This is a genomic window from Acidovorax sp. GW823-FHT02H02, from assembly GCF_058797075.1.
The window spans coordinates 151,591-167,882 of sequence record NZ_JBXAJH010000004.1 but is presented as its reverse complement, the minus strand read 5'-3'; the positions used below and the strand labels follow the sequence as shown (position 1 = coordinate 167,882).

Below are 16,292 nucleotides of genomic sequence, written 5' to 3'. Positions count from 1 at the left end.
GCGATGTGGGGGTGGACGGCGTGGTTACTGGGGTCGGCCCCGCAGTTTGCGCAAAGGCCCCGCCGACGTAGGGCAGAATTGTCTCATGCGGTTTTGGTTGATTTTTTCGATGTGCTTGTGTGCGGCGCCAGCCTGGGCTGCGCATGCCTATGCGCTGTGGGGCGCGCCGCGCTACCCGGCCGGGTTCACGCATTTCAGTTACGTGAACCCCGATGCCCCCAAGGGCGGCGAGCTGCGGCTGGTGAGCAACCTGCGCACCTCCACCTTCGACAAATACAACCCGTTCACCATCAAGGGCAGCGCGCCGGCCTACCTGTCGGCGCTGATGTTCGACTCGCTGCTGGCGGGCTCCATGGACGAAACCGCCACCGGCTACGGCCTGCTGGCCGAGGATGTGGAGGTGGCCCCCGACGGGCTTTCGGCCACGTTCCGCCTGCGGCCTGAGGCGCGCTTTCACAATGGCAAGCAGGTGGCGGCGCAGGACGTGAAATACAGCTACGACACCCTGGTGGGCCCGTTCACGTCGCCCGCCTACAAGACCACGCTGATCGATGTGGCGGGGGTCGATGTGCTGGACGAGCGCACGGTGCGCTACCGCTTCAGGCAGCCCAACCGCGAGCTGCCGCTCACCGTGGGCGGCCTGCCGGTGTTCAGCCGCGACTGGGGCATGGAGAACGGCCAGGCCAAGCCCTTCGACCAGGTGGTGATGGACATCCCCATTGGCAGCGGGCCCTACAAGATCGGCCCGGTGCGCTTCGGCAAGGACATCACCTACGTGCGCGACCCGGGCTACTGGGCCAAGGATTTGAACGTGCGCAGGGGCACGGCCAACTTTGATCGCATCACCGTCAAGATCTACAAGGACGCCACGGCGCGGCTCGAAGCCCTCAAGGCCGGCGAGTTCGACCTGATGCGCTTTTTCAGCGCGGGCGATTGGGCGCGGCGCGTGAATGGCAAGAAGTTCGACACCGGTGAACTGGTCAAGGGCGAATTCGCCCACAAGCTGCCCTCGGGCTTCCAGAGCTATGTGCTCAACACGCGCCGCCCGCTGTTGCAGGATGTGCGCGTGCGCGAGGCGCTGGGCCTGGCGATCGACTACGAGTGGATGAACCGCCAGATGTTCTACGGCGCCTACCAGCGGGTCAACGGCCTGTTTGGCAACACCGCCTGCGAGACCCGCGGCACGCCGTCGCCGCAGGAGCTGGCGCTGATGGGGCCGTTTCGCAAGGACATCCCACCAGCGGCTTTTGGCCCCATGACCGTGCCACCGCGCACCGACGGGGATTCGTCGCTGCGCGCCAACCTGCGCCGCGCGCAGCAGCTGCTGAAAGAAGCGGGCTGGGAGGTGCGCGATGGTGCCCTGCGCAATGCCCAGGGGCAGGCCATGGTGCTGGAATACATGGACAGCAACGAGGGCGGCGTGCGCACCGTCACGCCCTGGATGCGCAGCCTCGAAAAGCTGGGCATCACGCTGCGTTTCCGCTCGGTGGACTTTGCCCTGTACCAGCAGCGCCTGCAGAAGTTTGACTTCGACATCACCTCCATGGCCTTCCAGGGCACGCACAACCCGGGCCAGGAGTTTGCCGACCTGTTCGGCAGCAAGGCCGCCGACACCGAGGATTCGGGCAACTTCGCCGGCGTGAAGAGCCCGGCCGTGGACGCCATGATCAAGGCCATGACCGCGGCCAGGACCGCGGCGCAGCTGCTGCCCGCCTGCCATGCGCTGGAGCGCATCATCGCGCACAGCCACTACCTGCTTCCCCAGTGGACGGCGCCCACCCACCGCATGGCCTACAACGGCTGGCGCCTGGCCAGACCCGCCACGGTGCCGCCCTACACCAGCGGCGAGGGCTGGGTTATCGACACCTGGTGGGCACGCCAATGATGCCCCCACGCTCCACCGTTGCGCGGGTCGCTGTTCCCCGAGGGGGCTGGCCTTGCTGGTGGCGGCCCGGCGCGGCGGCCGCCACCACCACTGCTGAAAACAAGGGTTGATCGAAGATGCTGGCCTACATCCTCAAGCGCGTGCTGCTGATGCTGCCCACCCTGCTGGGCGTGCTGCTGCTGACCTTTGTGGTGATCCAGTTCGTGCCCGGCGGTCCGGTGGAGCAGTACATGGCCGAGGCCAAGGCCGGCGCGGGTGGTGGTGGCGCCGAAGGCGGCGGCCTGGCCTACCGGGGCGCGCAGGGCGTGGACCCGAAGCGGCTGGAGCAGATCAAGGCGCTGTATGGCTTCGACAAGCCTGCGCACGAGCGTTTCTGGCAGATGCTGGGCCAGTTCGCGCGCTTTGACCTGGGCAAGAGCTTCTTCCAGAACAAGGACGTGTGGCAGCTGGTGGTGGAGAAGCTGCCCGTGTCCATCAGCCTGGGGCTGTGGACCTTCTTCATCAGCTACCTCGTGGCCGTGCCCCTGGGCGTGGCCAAGGCGGTGCGCGCGGGTTCGCGCTTCGATCTGGTGACCACGCTGCTCATCCTGGTGGGCTATGCGATTCCGGGCTTCGTGCTGGGTGTGGCGCTGCTGGTCATCTTCGGCGGACAGCTGCAGTGGTTTCCGCTGCGCGGGCTGACCTCGTCGAACTGGGAGGAGTTGGGCTGGGGCGCGCGCATCGTGGACTACCTGTGGCACATCACCTTGCCCATCACCGCCATGGTGCTGGGCAGCTTTGCCGTGACGGCCATGCTGACCAAGAACGCGTTTCTGGAAGAAATCCGCAAGCAGTATGTGCTGACGGCGCGCGCCAAGGGCCTGAGCGAGCGCCAGGTGCTGTGGAAGCATGTGTTCCGCAACGCGCTGATTCCCATCATCACCGGCTTTCCGGCGGCGTTCATCGGCGCGTTCTTTGCGGGCTCGCTGCTGATCGAGACGCTGTTTTCACTCGACGGCCTGGGCCTCTTGAGCTACGAGAGCGTGATCCGCCGCGACTACCCCGTGGTACTGGGCACGCTGTATTTGTTCACGCTGATCGGGCTGGTGACCAAGCTGATTTCCGACCTGTGCTACGTGTGGGTGGACCCGCGGGTGAAATTCGATTGATGGCTGATCGAGAGTTGGACATAATAAGTGCCCAACTTGTCCATTTGAGGGGTTCATCATGACCTGGAACATCGCCAGCGCCAAGCAGCAATTTTCTGAAGTGGTGCGCCTGACCGCCGAGGAGCCGCAAGCTATCTACAACCGAGACAAACCTGTCGCCGTGCTGATTTCGGCGCAGGAGTTTGAGGAATTCAAACGATGGAAGGCCGAGCGCCAGCGGCCCACGCTGGCGCAGCAGTTTGACGAAATACGCGCTTTGCTTGCAGCACAGGGATTGGATGGCATCGAGATACCGCCCAGAACCAATCGCCCCAATCCCATGGATGAACCTGGATACTGGGACTGACAGCCATGCAGCTTGCAGACACCAACATCATTAGCGAGCTGATGCGCCGCCAGCCCCACCCAGGCGTTCTGGCGTGGCGCGACACGGTCGATGCTGTGCATGGCAAGCTCACTTTGTCTGTCATCACTATCGATGAAATTTTTTATGGCTTATTGCGCAAACCCCACCCCACCTTAATGGCATGGTTTGACGAGTTCATTGGGCGCAATGAGGTGCTCGACACCACGCCATCCATAGCTCGCCGCGCTGGAGAAATGCGCGGCATGTTCGCCGCACGCGGGCAGGTGCGCAGCCAGGCCGACATGCTGATAGCCGCCACCGCCCAGGTGCACGCGCTCACGGTGGTCACGCGCAATGTGCGCGACTTTGATGGCTGCGGCATTGGGCTGCTCAACCCGTTTACGGCATGAGTCCAGCCAGCCCGTCCTTGTCCCCCTCCCGCCGCGCCTGGCTGCGTTTCAAGCGCAACCGCCTGGGCTACTGGAGCCTGCTGATTTTTTGCGCGCTGGTGCTCGTGAGCCTGTGCGCCGAGCTGGTCAGCAACGACCGGCCGCTCATCGTGCGCTACGAGGGGCAGACCTACTTTCCCATGCTCAAGGACTACCCCGAGAAGACCTTTGGCGGCGACTTCGAGACGCCCACCGACTACCTCGATCCCTTCATCCGCGAGCGCATCACGCAGGGCAGCAACTGGGCGCTCTACACCTTGAACCCCTACGGGCCGAACACGCTCAACTACTTTGCCAAGGCGCCCAACCCCTCGGCGCCCACGCCGGAGAACTGGCTGGGCACCGACGACCGCGGGCGCGACCTGCTGGCGCAGCTGATCTACGGCTTTCGCGTGAGTGTGCTGTTTGCGCTGGCGCTCACCGTCACGGGCGTGGCGCTGGGCGTGATCACCGGCGCCATCCAGGGTTTCTTTGGCGGCAAGACCGATCTGGCGTTTCAGCGCTTCATCGAGATCTGGGGCTCCATGCCCGAGCTGTACCTGCTCATCATCTTCAGTGCCGTGTTCGCGCCCAGCATTTCGCTGCTGTTGATCTTGCTCAGCCTGTTTGGCTGGATGGGGCTGAGCGACTACGTGCGCGCCGAGTTTTTGCGCAACCGCCAGCTTGATTACGTGAAGGCGGCGCGCGCCCTGGGCGTGGGCAATGCGCAGATCATCGGGCGCCACATCCTGCCCAACAGCCTCACGCCCGTGGTCACCTTCCTGCCGTTTCGCATGAGCGCGGCCATCCTGGCGCTGACCTCGCTCGACTTCCTGGGCCTGGGCGTGCCGCCGGGCACGCCCAGCTTGGGCGAGCTGCTGAGCCAGGGCAAGAACAGCATCGATGCCTGGTGGATCTCGCTGTCCACCTTCGGCGTGCTGGTGGTCACGCTGCTGCTGCTGACCTTCATGGGCGATGCGCTGCGCGATGCCTTGGACCCCCGGAAACAATGAACACCCCCCTGAGTCGCTTCGCGCCTTCCCCCCTCTCTCGGCTTCGCCGGGAGGGGAGACGCCGCCAGCGCGGCGGGGCGGCCCTTGCGCGGCGTCCGCTGGCCTGGTGCGTGCCAGTTGCTGACATCCGATCCTGCATCAGCCCGTTGCGAACGACAGCAAAGCCATGATCGCCACACTCCAACCCCAGTCCCCGCCTGCACCGCTGCTGCAGGTGCACGACCTTTCCGTGCGCTTTGGTGCCAAGGAGGTGGTGTGCGGCGTGGGCTTCAGCATCGCGCCGGGCGAGAAGCTGGCGCTGGTGGGCGAGTCGGGCTCGGGCAAGACCATCACCGCTTTGAGCCTGCTGCGCCTGGCGGGTGATGCCAGCATCAGCGGCCAGGCCTTGCTGCGCGGGCGCGACCTGCTCTCCTTGTCGGAACGCGAGATGCGCGGCGTGCGCGGCGGTGACATCGCCATGGTGTTCCAGGAGCCCATGACGGCGCTGAACCCGCTGATGACCATTGGCCAGCAGATTGCCGAGGTTCTGGCGTTGAAAAGGGCTTTGGCGCCCGCCCAGTCTGCGCAGCAAGCGATGGAGTTGCTGGCAAAGACCGGCATCCCCGAGCCCGAACGCCGTGCCAACAGCTTTCCGCACCAGTTGAGCGGCGGCCAGCGCCAGCGCGCCATGATCGCCATGGCCCTGGCCAGCGAGCCCGCGCTGCTGCTGGCCGACGAGCCCACCACGGCGCTCGATGTCACGCTGCGTGGCCAGATCCTGGATTTGCTTTCTGATTTGCAGCGCCAGACCGGCATGGCCGTGCTGCTCATCACGCACGACCTGAACCTGGTGCGCCGCTTTGCCGACCGCGTGGCCGTGATGGAGCAGGGCGTGCTGGTGGAGCAGGGCCGCGTGGCCGATGTGTTTGCTGCCCCGCAGCATGGCTACACCCGCCGCCTCATCGCCAGCCAGCCCCGGCGCGATGTGGTGGAGACCGAACCCGCCGAAGGGATCGCCCCTGTGGTGCAGGCGCAAGACCTGCGCGTGGTTTATCCCACGCCCTTGCCCGGCGTGCGCGGCTGGTTCAAAAAAGGTGAATTCGTCGCCGTGCTGGGGGCCACGCTGCAACTGCTGCCCGGCCGCACGCTGGGCGTGGTGGGCGAATCGGGTTCGGGCAAATCCACGCTGGCGCAGGCTATTTTGGGCCTGCTGCCGCATGGCGGCGAGCTGGCGGTGGCGGGGCAGGGCTGGCAGCAGCCGGCCGCGCGCAACACGCCCGCCAACCAGCAGTTGCGCCGCCAGGTGCAGGTGGTGTTCCAGGACCCGTTCTCCTCGCTCTCGCCGCGCCTCACCGTCGAAGAGATCGTGGGCGAGGGCCTCCAGGTGCACGAGCGCGCGCTGGACATGGCGGCGCGTCGTGCCAGGGTGGAGGCCGCGCTGGCCGAGGTGGGGCTGACCGAGGCGCAGTTCCCCGGCCTGCTGGCGCGCTACCCGCATGAATTTTCCGGCGGCCAGCGCCAGCGCCTGGCCATTGCCCGTGCCCTCATCGTGCAGCCGCGCGTGCTGGTGCTCGACGAACCCACCAGCGCGCTCGATGTCACCATCCAGCAGCAGGTGCTGGGCCTGCTGCAGCGCCTGCAGCGTGACAAGGGCCTGAGCTACCTGCTCATCACGCACGACGTTCAGGTCATCCGCGCCATGGCGCACGACGTGCTGGTGATGAAGGATGGCGAGGTGCTGGAAAGCGGCACGGTGGCCCAGGTGCTGGATGCGCCCCGGCAAGCCTACACCCAGCGCCTGGTGGCAGCGGCCGCAGTGCCGGGCTGACGCACTGCGCGGGCGAGTGCCTGTCGTGCGGCCATTCTGCCTATCGCAGGTAGGAGCGCAGCACGGCGGTCACCTGATCCATGCCTGCGTCGCGTGCCGCATCCGACAGCCCTTGCGCGCCCACATGCTCGCGCAGGTGGCCTTCCAGCACCTGGGCCATCAGGCCATTGACGGCACCGCGGATCGCGGCGATCTGCTGCAGCACGGCGGCGCAGTCGGACTGCGCCAGCAGGGCTTTTTCGAGTGCGCTGGCCTGGCCCTGGATGCGGCGCACGCGTGCCAGCAACTGCTTGTGTCCGGTGATGGTGTGTGCCATGGAATTGGGGGGTGATGGATACTGGGGTGGAGTATATTGCGGGGCAATTTCATCCCCCTCCATTCCATGCCATCCACTGCCACGCCCTCTGACGGGTCCCATTCCCACCACTTCCACCAGGGCAACCCGCTGGCCGAGCGCAACACGCGCTGGGCCGTGGCCCTGACCGTAGCGATGATGGTGGCCGAGATCGCCGGGGGCTGGGTTTTCAACTCCATGGCCTTGCTGGCCGATGGCTGGCACATGAGTTCGCACGCGCTGGCGCTGGGCCTGTCGGCCATGGCCTACGCGGCGGCGCGGCATTACGCGCACGACCGGCGGTTTTCGCTGGGTACCTGGAAGATCGAGGTGCTGGCAGGCTACACGAGCGCGCTGGCACTGGTGCTGGTGGCGGGCGTGATGCTGGTGCAGTCGCTGCAGCGGCTGCTGGCGCCCCAGCCCATCCACTACGACGAGGCCATCGCCATTGGTGTGGTGGGCCTGCTGGTCAACCTGGCCTGCGCCTGGCTGCTGCGCGGTGGCCACCACCACGGACACGATCATGGCCATGGGCATTCCCACGGGCATGGGCATTCGGACCACCACCACGACCTGAACCTGCGCTCGGCCTACCTGCATGTGCTGGCCGATGCCGCCACCTCGGTGCTGGCCATCGTGGCGCTGTTCGGCGGCAAGCTGTGGGGGGCGGACTGGCTGGATCCGGTGATGGGCATCGTGGGCGCGGTGCTGGTGGCCGTGTGGGCCCAGGGCCTGCTGCGGGATACGGGCAAGGTGCTGCTCGATGCCGAGATGGACGCGCCGGTGGTGGCGGAAATCCGCGAGGTCATCGCGGCCAGCCCCGTGCCGGCGCGCATCAGCGACCTGCATGTCTGGCGCGTGGGCCGGGGCGACTACGCGTGCATCCTGTCGCTGGTCACGTCGCCCGGCGTGGCGCCGGAATATTTCAAGCGGCAGCTGCGCGTGCACGAGGAGCTGGTGCACATCACGGTCGAGATCCATGCGCCTGGCGCGGCGGCGCCGGCCTGATTTTCCGCCGTCACTTTCGGCTGTAGCCCCGTGCCGGGGCACAATCCTCTGCAGGGCGCACCTGCGCACCCCCTTCAGAGACCACGGCCATGCAATTCAGCGATCTTGACAGCGATACCGAAGACACCGTGCACACGCCCCAGGAGCGCGCTGCCGCCGCATCGCGCAGCACCTGGGTGAGCGTGGGTGTCAACCTGGTGCTGTCCACCATCCAGATCGTGGTGGGCGTGCTGGCCAAGTCGCAGGGCCTGATCGCCGATGGCATCCACTCGCTGTCCGACCTCGTGGCCGATTTCGTGGTGCTGTTCGCCAGCCACCATGCCAAAAAGGATGCCGACGAGGGCCACCCCTACGGCCACCACCGCTTCGAGACGGCGGCCTCGCTGGTGCTGGGTCTGCTGCTGTTGGCGGTGGGCATGGGCATGGTGTGGTCGGCGGTGCTCAAGCTGGAGAACCCGCAAACGGTGCCGCAGGTGCATAGGGTGGCACTGTGGGTGGCCGGTGCCGCTCTGGTGGGCAAGGAACTGCTGTTTCGCTACATGCTGGCCGTGGCCAAGCGCGTCAAGTCCAGCATGCTGGTGGCCAATGCCTGGCACGCGCGCTCGGATGCGGCCTCGTCGCTGGTGGTGGGCATCGGCATTGCCGGCAACCTGGCCGGCTATCCCATCCTGGACCCGATTGCCGCGCTCATCGTCGGCTTCATGGTGGGCAAGATGGGCTGGGAGTTTGGCTGGGATGCGCTGCACGACCTGATGGACCGTTCGGTGGACGAGCAGGAAGTGCAGGCCATCCGCCAGACGCTGCTCGACACGCCGGGCGTGAGCGGCGTGCACGATGTGCGCACGCGCAAGATGGGCGACATGATCGTGGTCGATGCCCACCTGGAGGTGGACGCAGCGCTCACCGTGGAGGCCGGCCACGACATCGCCGTGCAGGCGCGCCAGCGCGTGCTGCAGCGCCACCGCGTGCTCAACCTCATGACCCATGTGGACCCGTGGCGCCGGCCCGATCTGGACCACGCCGCGCCTTTGGTGCGCGGCAGCGCCGTGGCGCAGTAGGCGTTCTTTGCCGGGGCGCGGGCCGGGCCGGAGTCAGCGTCCGCCAGGTCCGGGCAGCCGGGTCCGCACCAGGCTCCGGCCCGCGCGCCGCACCAGTTCCAGCCAGACCAGGCAAAGCGCCAGCAGGCAAGCGGCCACCGCCACGCCCTGGGCGCCGGGCAAAGCCAATCCCATCAGCGCGCGCAGCCCCGGAATGCCCAGCACCGCGGCCAGCAGCAAGGCCATTGCGGCGGCAATGCGCCACAGCCAGGGGTTTGGCCGGGTGATGCCCAGCAGCGCCGGGCGCGACAGGTCGCGGTTGGCCAGGATCAGCAGCATGACGCACAGCACCAGCGTGCCGAACACCACGGTGCGGCTTTGCGCGCTGCCCCAGCCCTGACCCGCCAGCCAGGACTGCCCGCCCAAGAGCAAGGCCGCCACGCCCAGGCCCTGCAGCACGGAGTAAACCAGTGGGCCCATGGCAAACGGCGAGTCGGAGACGGGGCGGGGCGGCCGCTCCATGGTGTTGCTGTCTTCGGGTTCGGCCTCCAGCACGACCGCGCAGGTGGGGTCTATCAGCAACTGCAGCAGCACGATATGCACCGGCATCAGCAGCGTGGGCCATTTCAGCAGCGTTGGCCCCAGCACCAGCGCGATGATGGGGACGTGGACCGCGAAGGTGAAGCGCATGGCCTTGCGCACGTTGCCGTCGATGCGCCGGCCCTGGCGGATGGCGGCGACGATGCGCGCGAAGCTGTCGTCCAGCAGCACCAGCGCGGCGGCCTCGCGCGCCACGTCGGTGCCGCGCTCGCCCATGGCGATGCCCACGTCGGCAGCCTTGAGCGCGGGGGCGTCGTTCACGCCGTCGCCGGTCATGGCCACCACTTCGCCGCTGGCACGCAGCAGCTGCACCAGGCGCAGCTTGTGCTGGGGCTTGAGGCGCGCGCACAGATCCACATGGCGCAGCCGCTCGGCAAGGGCCGCGTCGTCCAGCGCTTCCAGCTCGGGGCCGGTGAGCACCTGGGGCCGCTCCGACAGGCCCACCTGCTGCGCAATGGCGCGGGCCGTGGCCGGGTGGTCGCCGGTCATCATGATCACGCGCACGCCCGCGCGCCGGCATTCGGCCAGCGCGGCGGGCACTTCGGGGCGGGGCGGGTCGGCCAGCGCCACCAGGCCGAGGAAATCAAAGTCGAAGTCGTGCTGGCTTTGCGGCCAGGGCGGGCTCTGGTCGGGCGCCGGGGGCGGGCCCCGCCAGCGCCCCCGTGCCACGCCCAGCACGCGCAGGCCACGCTCGGCCATGGCTTCGACCTGGCGGCGGATGGCACCCAGCCGCGCGGCATCGAGGTGGCACAGGTCGGCCACGGCCTCGGGCGCACCCTTGGTGGCCAGCAGGTGCAGGTCGGGCTCGTCGCTGGCAAACACCCGTGTCATGGCCAGGATCTCGCCCGAGAGCGCGTATTCGAACTCGGGCTCGCGCCCGTCGTGCACATGCTCGGTGCCTTCGAGCCATTGGTGGCCGAAATGCTGGATGGCCTTTTCCATGGGATCGAACGGATCGCCCGGCGTGGCCAGCATGGCGAATTCGGCCAGCAGGTGGAAATGTTCGGGCATTTCGCTGGCGCCGTCGGCGGGCCTGAAGCGCTGGTCGGCGGTGGCGATTTCGGCCACGGCCATGCGGTTCAGGGTGAGCGTGCCGGTCTTGTCCACGGCCAACACCGTGATGGCGCCCAGCGCCTCGACGGCGGTGACGCGCCGCGTCAGCACCTTCTGGTGCGCAATCCGCCAGGCGCCCAGCGCCAGGAACACGGTGAGGATGACAGGAATCTCCTCGGGGAGGATGGCCATGGCCAGCGCAATGCCCGAGAGCAGGCTGTCGAGCAGCGGCCGGCCGTTCCACCACCAGCCCAGCAGCACCTGCGCCAGGGCCAGGACGAGGGCGGCCGTGCCCAGCGTGCGCACCAGCCGGCGCGAGCCCTGCTGCAGCGCCGAAGGCGGCTCCACTGTTGCTGCGAGATCGGCGCCGATGCGCCCCACGGCGGTGTGGGCGGCGGTGGCACACACCTGGGCCACCCCCACGCCGCGCGTGACCACGGTGCTCGCGAAGAGACTGGGTGTGCCATCTCCTCCCGGTGTTGGTGACGGTGTTTGTTGGGTATCCGGTGCAGCGCCTTGTGCTGCGGGCAGCTTGGCCACCGGCACGGCTTCGCCGGTGAGCAGGGATTCGTCCACTTCGAGCTGGCCGTCGATCAGCAGGGCGTCGGCGGCGATGCGGTCGCCCTCGTGCAGCACCAGCAGGTCGCCGCGCACCACGTCGCGCCCGGCGATGCGCTGCTCCTGGCCGTCGCGGATGACCAGCGTGCGCGGGGCCGACAGGTCCCGCAGCGACTCCAGCGCGCGCTGCGTCTTGCGCTCCTGCGCCAGCGTGATGCCGATGACCACGAACACAAAGCCCAGCAGGAAGAGGGCTTCGCCCCGGTCGCCCAGCGCCAGGTAGATGCCGCCAGCCGCCAGCAGCATGAGGAACATCGGCTCGGTGACCACGTCGCGCACAATGGCCAGCGTGGACTTGGGCGCGCTGCCTGGCAGCAGGTTGGGGCCTTCGGCGGCCAGGCGGTGTGCGGCGTCGGCGGTGCTCAGGCCGGGTTGTGCGGGCGTTGGCCTGGGCGTCGGGATTTCTGGAGCGGGCATGGCTTTGCGCTGGGGCGCATATCAGGGCTTGCGCGCCACCAGCCCCAGCAGGGCAGACGGGCCTTTGTGCTGGGTGCCCTCGCTCAGCACCGCCTCATAGTCGCGCAACTCGATGATCTCCAGGCCGCTGAAGGCCGAGCGGATCATTTCCGGCGTGTACAGGTGCGACAGGATGGGTGGCCCGCCGGTCTTGTATTCCAGTTGCCGGGGCGTGTAGCCCTGCAGCACCAGCACGCCACCGGGCCTGAGCGCTGCCACCATGTGGGCGAACAGGCGCGCGCGCATGGCGGGGTCGGCAAACTGTACAAAGATGGCCACCACGGCGTCGTAGCTGGCGGTGGGCCAGGGCCACTGGTCGCAATCGGCCACGCTGTAGTGCACGGTGACCTGGGCTTGCGCGGCCAGTTGCCGAGCCCGGCCCACGCCCACGTCCGAGATGTCGAAAGCGTCCACCTGCAGGCCCTGGCGCGCCAGCCAGACGCTGTTGCGCCCGTCGCCATCGGCCACGCACAGCACGCGGCCGCCGGGTGCGAGGTGGTGGGCCTGGGTGCGCAGGTAGTCGTTGGGCTCCTGGCCAAACAGGTGGGGGTCGCTTGCGTAGCGCTGGTTCCAGGTGGCAGCGGCGTCGGGGAAGGGTGTTGCGGTCATGGTAGGTGCCTTGTGCAGTCGTGGGCTAGAACATACAGGCCGGGCGCTTGCCGTTGTCGTTCACGGCGATGGTGGGCCGATGGTGCCACAGGCCGTGATGCGGCTGCGCGTGGCCGGAGTTTTTAGGGCAAGAATGGCCTGTAGCGCTTTTTGATAAAGCTCTGAAAGCTATTAAATTGATAGTATTTGATCTGCTCGCCTCGCCACCATGGCCGGCGCCTCGACCGCCTTGCCGGGGCTGATCGAGGACCTGGCCTTCGGGCTGGCTGCCGTGCTGTCGGTGGCGGCCAGGGTGGTGTTTGGGGTGCTTCGGTCTGCCGCAGCCGGGCGCCACTGGGCACCCGTGCACCGCATCTTCCCGCGACAACTTACATTGGAGCCATGGACAAAAAACACACCTTTCACCGCAGCGACCTGGTGCGCATTGCCGTTGACGCCATGAAGGAGCGCGGCCTGGAGCCCGAGTTTCCGCCCCGCGCGCTGCAACAACTGCAAACCATCGCGGCCGCCGGGCAGGATGACGATCCGCGCATCCGCGACCTCAGCGCGCTGCCCTGGTGCTCGATCGACAACGATGACTCGCTCGACCTCGACCAGCTCACGGCCTGCGGTCCCTTGGGCAACGGCGCCGTGAAGATCTTTGTGGCGGTGGCCGATGTGGACGCCCTGGTCCGGAAGAACTCGGCCATCGACCAGCATGCGCACATCAACACCACGTCGGTCTATACCTCGGCGCGGGTGTTTCCGATGCTGCCCGAGCGCCTGTCCACCGACCTGACCTCGCTGAACCCGGGGCAGGAGCGCCTGGCCATCGTGACCGAAATGGTGGTGGATGCCGAGGGTGCGGTCACCCATTCCACTGTGCACCGGGCGCGGGTGCGCAACCACGCCAAGCTGGCCTACGATGCCGTGGCCGCATGGATCGAGGGCGAAGGCGAGCTGCCCGAAGCAGCGCGCGCCGTGCCCGGCATGGACGAGCAGCTGCGCACCCAGGACATGGTGGCCCAGCGCATGCGCGCGCGCCGGCGCCAGCAGGGCTCGCTGGACCTGGAGACCTTCCAGCCGCGGGCCGTGTTCGACGGCGACCGCGTGGTGGACATCCGCCAGCAGGAGCAGAACCGGGCGCGCCAGCTCATCGAAGAGTTCATGATCGCCACCAACACCTGCACGGCGCAGTTTCTGGCGCGGCACGGCGGCAGCGCCTTGCGGCGGGTGGTGCGATCGCCCGAGCGCTGGCTGCGCATCGTGGAAGTGGCCAGCAAATATGGCGAGGCACTGCCCAAGACGCCCGATTCGCGCGCGTTGGAGGGTTTCCTGGCGCGCCAGCGCCAGGCCGATCCGCTGCGCTTTCCCGATCTGTCGCTGGTCATCATCAAGCTGATGGGTTCGGGCGAGTATGTGGTCGAGCACCCCCGGGGCGAGCCCATCGGCCACTTCGGCCTGGCCGTGCGCGACTACACGCATTCCACGGCGCCCAACCGCCGTTACCCCGATCTGGTGAGCCTGCGCATGGTCAAGGCGCTGCTGTCGGGCGAGCACCCGCCCTATGGCCTGGCCGAACTGGCCACGCTGGCCGAGCATTGCACCCACCAGGAAGACGCGGCGCAGAAGGTGGAGCGCAGCGTGCGCAAATCCGAGGCGGCGCTGTTCCTGCAGGGGCTGATCGGCCAGAAGTTTGACGCCATCGTCACGGGCCGCACCGAGAGCGCCACCTGGGTGCGCATCTTCACGCCGCCGGCCGAAGGGCTGCTGATGGCGGGCGATTTCAACCTGGAGGTGGGGCAGAAGATCCGCGTGAAGCTGCTCAGCACCAACGTGGAGCGCGGTTTCATCGATTTCGAGCAGGCGCGCTGAAATTCTGTGCCCACCCGGCGCCAGCGTCCGAGCCCCCAGCAGGAGACTTCACCATGGCCAAGCGATCCTTTCCCCTGTCCAAGGTCTATGGGCTGCTCGAACCCGGCCCGGTGCTGCTGCTGAGCACGGCGCACAAGGGGCGGATCAACGCCATGGCGATGTCCTGGCACACCATGATGGAGTTCGAGCCGCCTCTGGTGGGCTGCGTGGTCAGCAGCCGCGATTTCAGTTTCACGGCCCTCAAAGCCACGCGTGAGTGCGTGCTGAACATCCCCGCCGTGGAGCTTGCGCAGAAGGTGGTGGACTGCGGCAACAGCTCGGGCCGCAGCGTGGACAAGTTCGCGGCGTTCGGCCTGACGCCCGCGCCGGCCTCGCTGGTGGCCGCGCCGCTGATCGCCGAGTGCCATGCCCACCTCGAATGCAAGGTGGTGGATACGCGTTTTGTGAACCGCTACAGCTTCTTTGTGCTGGAGGTGGTTCAGGCCTGGACCGATCCGGCCTGCAAGGACCCGCGCACGCTGCACCACCGGGGCTGGGGCGCCTTCATGGTGGCGGGCGAGACGATCCGGTTGCCGTCCAAAATGAAATAGCCGGGTCCGCCTTTGTCCACCGCGGCCCGCCGCAACACCGGCGCATCCAGCGCAAGGAACATCCATGAACGAACCGTCACCCATTCATCCGTCAACGGTCCCCGGCGCAGCTGCCGAAGCCGATATCCGCACCCGTTTCCGTGGCCTGCGGGCCCACGCCGGTCCGCAAGTGGCCGTCACGGTGCTGCACATCGGCGCCGAACACACGGCCATTGCCACCGGGCAGGGCGACGAGGCTTCCGGCGTGCTGGTGCTGGACATTGGCGCGCACAAGACGGCGCGGCAATTTTTCAAGCGCAGCCCGCCCACGCCGCTGGAGATGGAACACGCCATTGCCACCGTGGAAGACGAGGTGATCCGCGCGGTACCGGTGCTGGCGCCGGGCACTGCCTTGCTGTGCGCCGACGCGCTGGTGCGCGAGGTGGCCCTGCTGGCAGGGCTGGCGCCGGGTGAGTGCATGGTGATGCCGCTCGATGCCATGGAACGCGTGTTCGAGCGCCTGGCCGCCGTGGCCGAAGGGCGCCCGGCCGTGCGCGAGGGTTTGCCGCAAGGCACCGATTTCGCCGCTGCGCTGCTGATCCTGCGCGAGTTCATGCACCACCTGCGGTTTGGGGCGATCACCGTGGTGGCGTGACGACGGCACGGGGTCTTTCGATCCATGGGGTCTGGTGGCCGGGGTAGAGTCGCACGTCCGTATGTGTTCCTTTTGTTTCCGCCAGAGCCTGCCCATGATGAATTGCCCGCGCCGCCCCCTGCGCACCCTGTTGTCGCTACTGTGGGGGGCCACCCTGGGCGCATGTGCCCTCGTTGCCGCGCCAGCCGGCGCTGCGCCCGAAATCCCCGCCACAGATGCCAGCGCCATGGCGCCCCGCGTGCTGGCCTGCACCACCTGCCATGGCAAGCAAGGCCGCGCCACGCAAGACGGCTACTTTCCGCGCATCGCGGGCAAGCCGGAGGGCTACCTCTACAACCAGCTGGTCAATTTCCGGGACGGGCGGCGCAGCTACCCGCAGATGACTTACCTCATCGAGCACCTCACGGACGGCTATCTGCGCGAGATCGCCACCCACTTCGCCGCGCTGGAGGTGCCCTATGCGCCGCCCCCCGCGCCCCAGGCTGCGCCGCAGGTGCTGGAGCGCGGGCGCCTGCTGGTGCAGCAGGGCGATGCGGCGCGCCAGTTGCCTGCCTGCGTGCAGTGCCACGGCCCGGCGCTGACGGGGCTCAGCCCGTCGATTCCCGGCTTGCTGGGCCTGCCGCGTGACTACCTCAACAGCCAGCTCGGGGCCTGGCAGACCGGCCAGCGCCGCGCGCAGGCCCCCGATTGCATGGCGGCCATTGCCCGCCAGCTTTCACCGGAAGAGGTGAGTGCCGTATCGGCCTGGCTGGCGGCCCAGCCGGTGCCCGGCGGCGGCAAGCCGGCCGAGCGGCTGACAGGGGCCATGCCCGTGCGCTGCGGCGGGGTGGATGGTGTGCCGGTGGCTGGCGCGGCGGCGCGCTGAAGGGGGC

15 protein-coding genes are annotated in these 16,292 nt (G+C 67.8%); 12 read left to right on the top strand and 3 right to left on the bottom strand.

Translation table 11 applies throughout. The annotated features are described in order from the left end of the window. Positions 1–85 precede the first annotated feature (85 nt). From AC1RDS_RS06040 to AC1RDS_RS06015, 6 genes are all read left to right on the top strand, one after another. Positions 86–1,885, top strand: a complete 1,800-nt coding sequence (locus AC1RDS_RS06040; protein ID WP_092696611.1) for an extracellular solute-binding protein — start codon at positions 86–88, stop codon at positions 1,883–1,885. A gap of 116 nt (positions 1,886–2,001) precedes the next feature. After that, on the top strand, positions 2,002–3,033 hold the full coding sequence (locus AC1RDS_RS06035) for a microcin C ABC transporter permease YejB (protein WP_092696612.1): 1,032 nt from the start codon (positions 2,002–2,004) through the stop codon (positions 3,031–3,033). Between the two features lie 58 nt (positions 3,034–3,091). Beyond that, on the top strand, positions 3,092–3,379 hold the full coding sequence (locus AC1RDS_RS06030) for a type II toxin-antitoxin system Phd/YefM family antitoxin (protein ID WP_026437368.1): 288 nt from the start codon (positions 3,092–3,094) through the stop codon (positions 3,377–3,379). Positions 3,380–3,384: 5 nt separating this feature from the next. Further along, the gene (locus AC1RDS_RS06025; RefSeq protein ID WP_026437369.1) at positions 3,385–3,789 is read left to right on the top strand and encodes a type II toxin-antitoxin system VapC family toxin; all 405 of its coding nucleotides are present in this window, start codon (positions 3,385–3,387) and stop codon (positions 3,787–3,789) included. Continuing rightward, positions 3,786–4,820: an ABC transporter permease gene (locus AC1RDS_RS06020; RefSeq protein WP_026437370.1), complete on the top strand. Its 1,035-nt coding sequence runs from the start codon at positions 3,786–3,788 to the stop codon at positions 4,818–4,820. Before AC1RDS_RS06025 ends, AC1RDS_RS06020 begins: the two co-directional genes overlap by 4 nt. 166 nt (positions 4,821–4,986) lie before the next feature. Continuing rightward, positions 4,987–6,627 carry an ABC transporter ATP-binding protein gene (locus tag AC1RDS_RS06015; RefSeq protein ID WP_034713080.1) on the top strand — a complete coding sequence of 547 codons (1,641 nt, stop codon included), beginning with the start codon at positions 4,987–4,989 and terminating at the stop codon, positions 6,625–6,627. A gap of 40 nt (positions 6,628–6,667) precedes the next feature. Here AC1RDS_RS06015 and AC1RDS_RS06010 read toward each other — a convergent pair whose 3' ends face one another. Continuing rightward, positions 6,668–6,943 (bottom strand): metal/formaldehyde-sensitive transcriptional repressor, encoded by a 276-nt coding sequence (locus tag AC1RDS_RS06010; protein ID WP_026437372.1) that lies wholly within the window; start codon positions 6,941–6,943, stop codon positions 6,668–6,670. Positions 6,944–7,009: 66 nt separating this feature from the next. Between AC1RDS_RS06010 and dmeF the strand changes: the two genes are divergently transcribed. Continuing rightward, a complete protein-coding gene (gene dmeF / locus AC1RDS_RS06005; protein WP_026437373.1) occupies positions 7,010–7,969 on the top strand; it encodes a CDF family Co(II)/Ni(II) efflux transporter DmeF in 960 nt (319 codons plus the stop codon). 89 nt (positions 7,970–8,058) lie between these two features. Then, complete coding sequence (locus AC1RDS_RS06000; RefSeq protein ID WP_026437374.1) at positions 8,059–9,027, top strand: cation diffusion facilitator family transporter; 969 nt, start codon at positions 8,059–8,061, stop codon at positions 9,025–9,027. A gap of 33 nt (positions 9,028–9,060) precedes the next feature. Here AC1RDS_RS06000 and AC1RDS_RS05995 read toward each other — a convergent pair whose 3' ends face one another. Both AC1RDS_RS05995 and AC1RDS_RS05990 read right to left on the bottom strand, forming a co-directional pair. After that, on the bottom strand, positions 9,061–11,694 hold the full coding sequence (locus AC1RDS_RS05995) for a cation-translocating P-type ATPase (RefSeq protein WP_034713085.1): 2,634 nt from the start codon (positions 11,692–11,694) through the stop codon (positions 9,061–9,063). 21 nt (positions 11,695–11,715) lie between these two features. Continuing rightward, positions 11,716–12,342, bottom strand: coding sequence for a class I SAM-dependent methyltransferase (locus AC1RDS_RS05990; RefSeq protein ID WP_026437376.1), 627 nt, complete (start codon positions 12,340–12,342; stop codon positions 11,716–11,718). A gap of 381 nt (positions 12,343–12,723) precedes the next feature. Between AC1RDS_RS05990 and AC1RDS_RS05985 the strand changes: the two genes are divergently transcribed. The 4 genes from AC1RDS_RS05985 to AC1RDS_RS05970 all read left to right on the top strand — a co-directional run bounded on the left by AC1RDS_RS05985 (position 12,724) and on the right by AC1RDS_RS05970 (position 16,285). After that, positions 12,724–14,196: an RNB domain-containing ribonuclease gene (locus tag AC1RDS_RS05985; protein ID WP_026437377.1), complete on the top strand. Its 1,473-nt coding sequence runs from the start codon at positions 12,724–12,726 to the stop codon at positions 14,194–14,196. Positions 14,197–14,249: 53 nt separating this feature from the next. Then, positions 14,250–14,786 carry a flavin reductase family protein gene (locus tag AC1RDS_RS05980; protein WP_026437378.1) on the top strand — a complete coding sequence of 179 codons (537 nt, stop codon included), beginning with the start codon at positions 14,250–14,252 and terminating at the stop codon, positions 14,784–14,786. Between the two features lie 64 nt (positions 14,787–14,850). Then, entirely contained in the window at positions 14,851–15,420 is a 570-nt protein-coding gene (locus AC1RDS_RS05975) for an acetate and sugar kinases/Hsc70/actin family protein (protein WP_202900055.1), read from the top strand. 94 nt (positions 15,421–15,514) lie between these two features. Then, on the top strand, positions 15,515–16,285 hold the full coding sequence (locus AC1RDS_RS05970; protein ID WP_092696613.1) for a c-type cytochrome: 771 nt from the start codon (positions 15,515–15,517) through the stop codon (positions 16,283–16,285). Positions 16,286–16,292 lie beyond the last annotated feature (7 nt).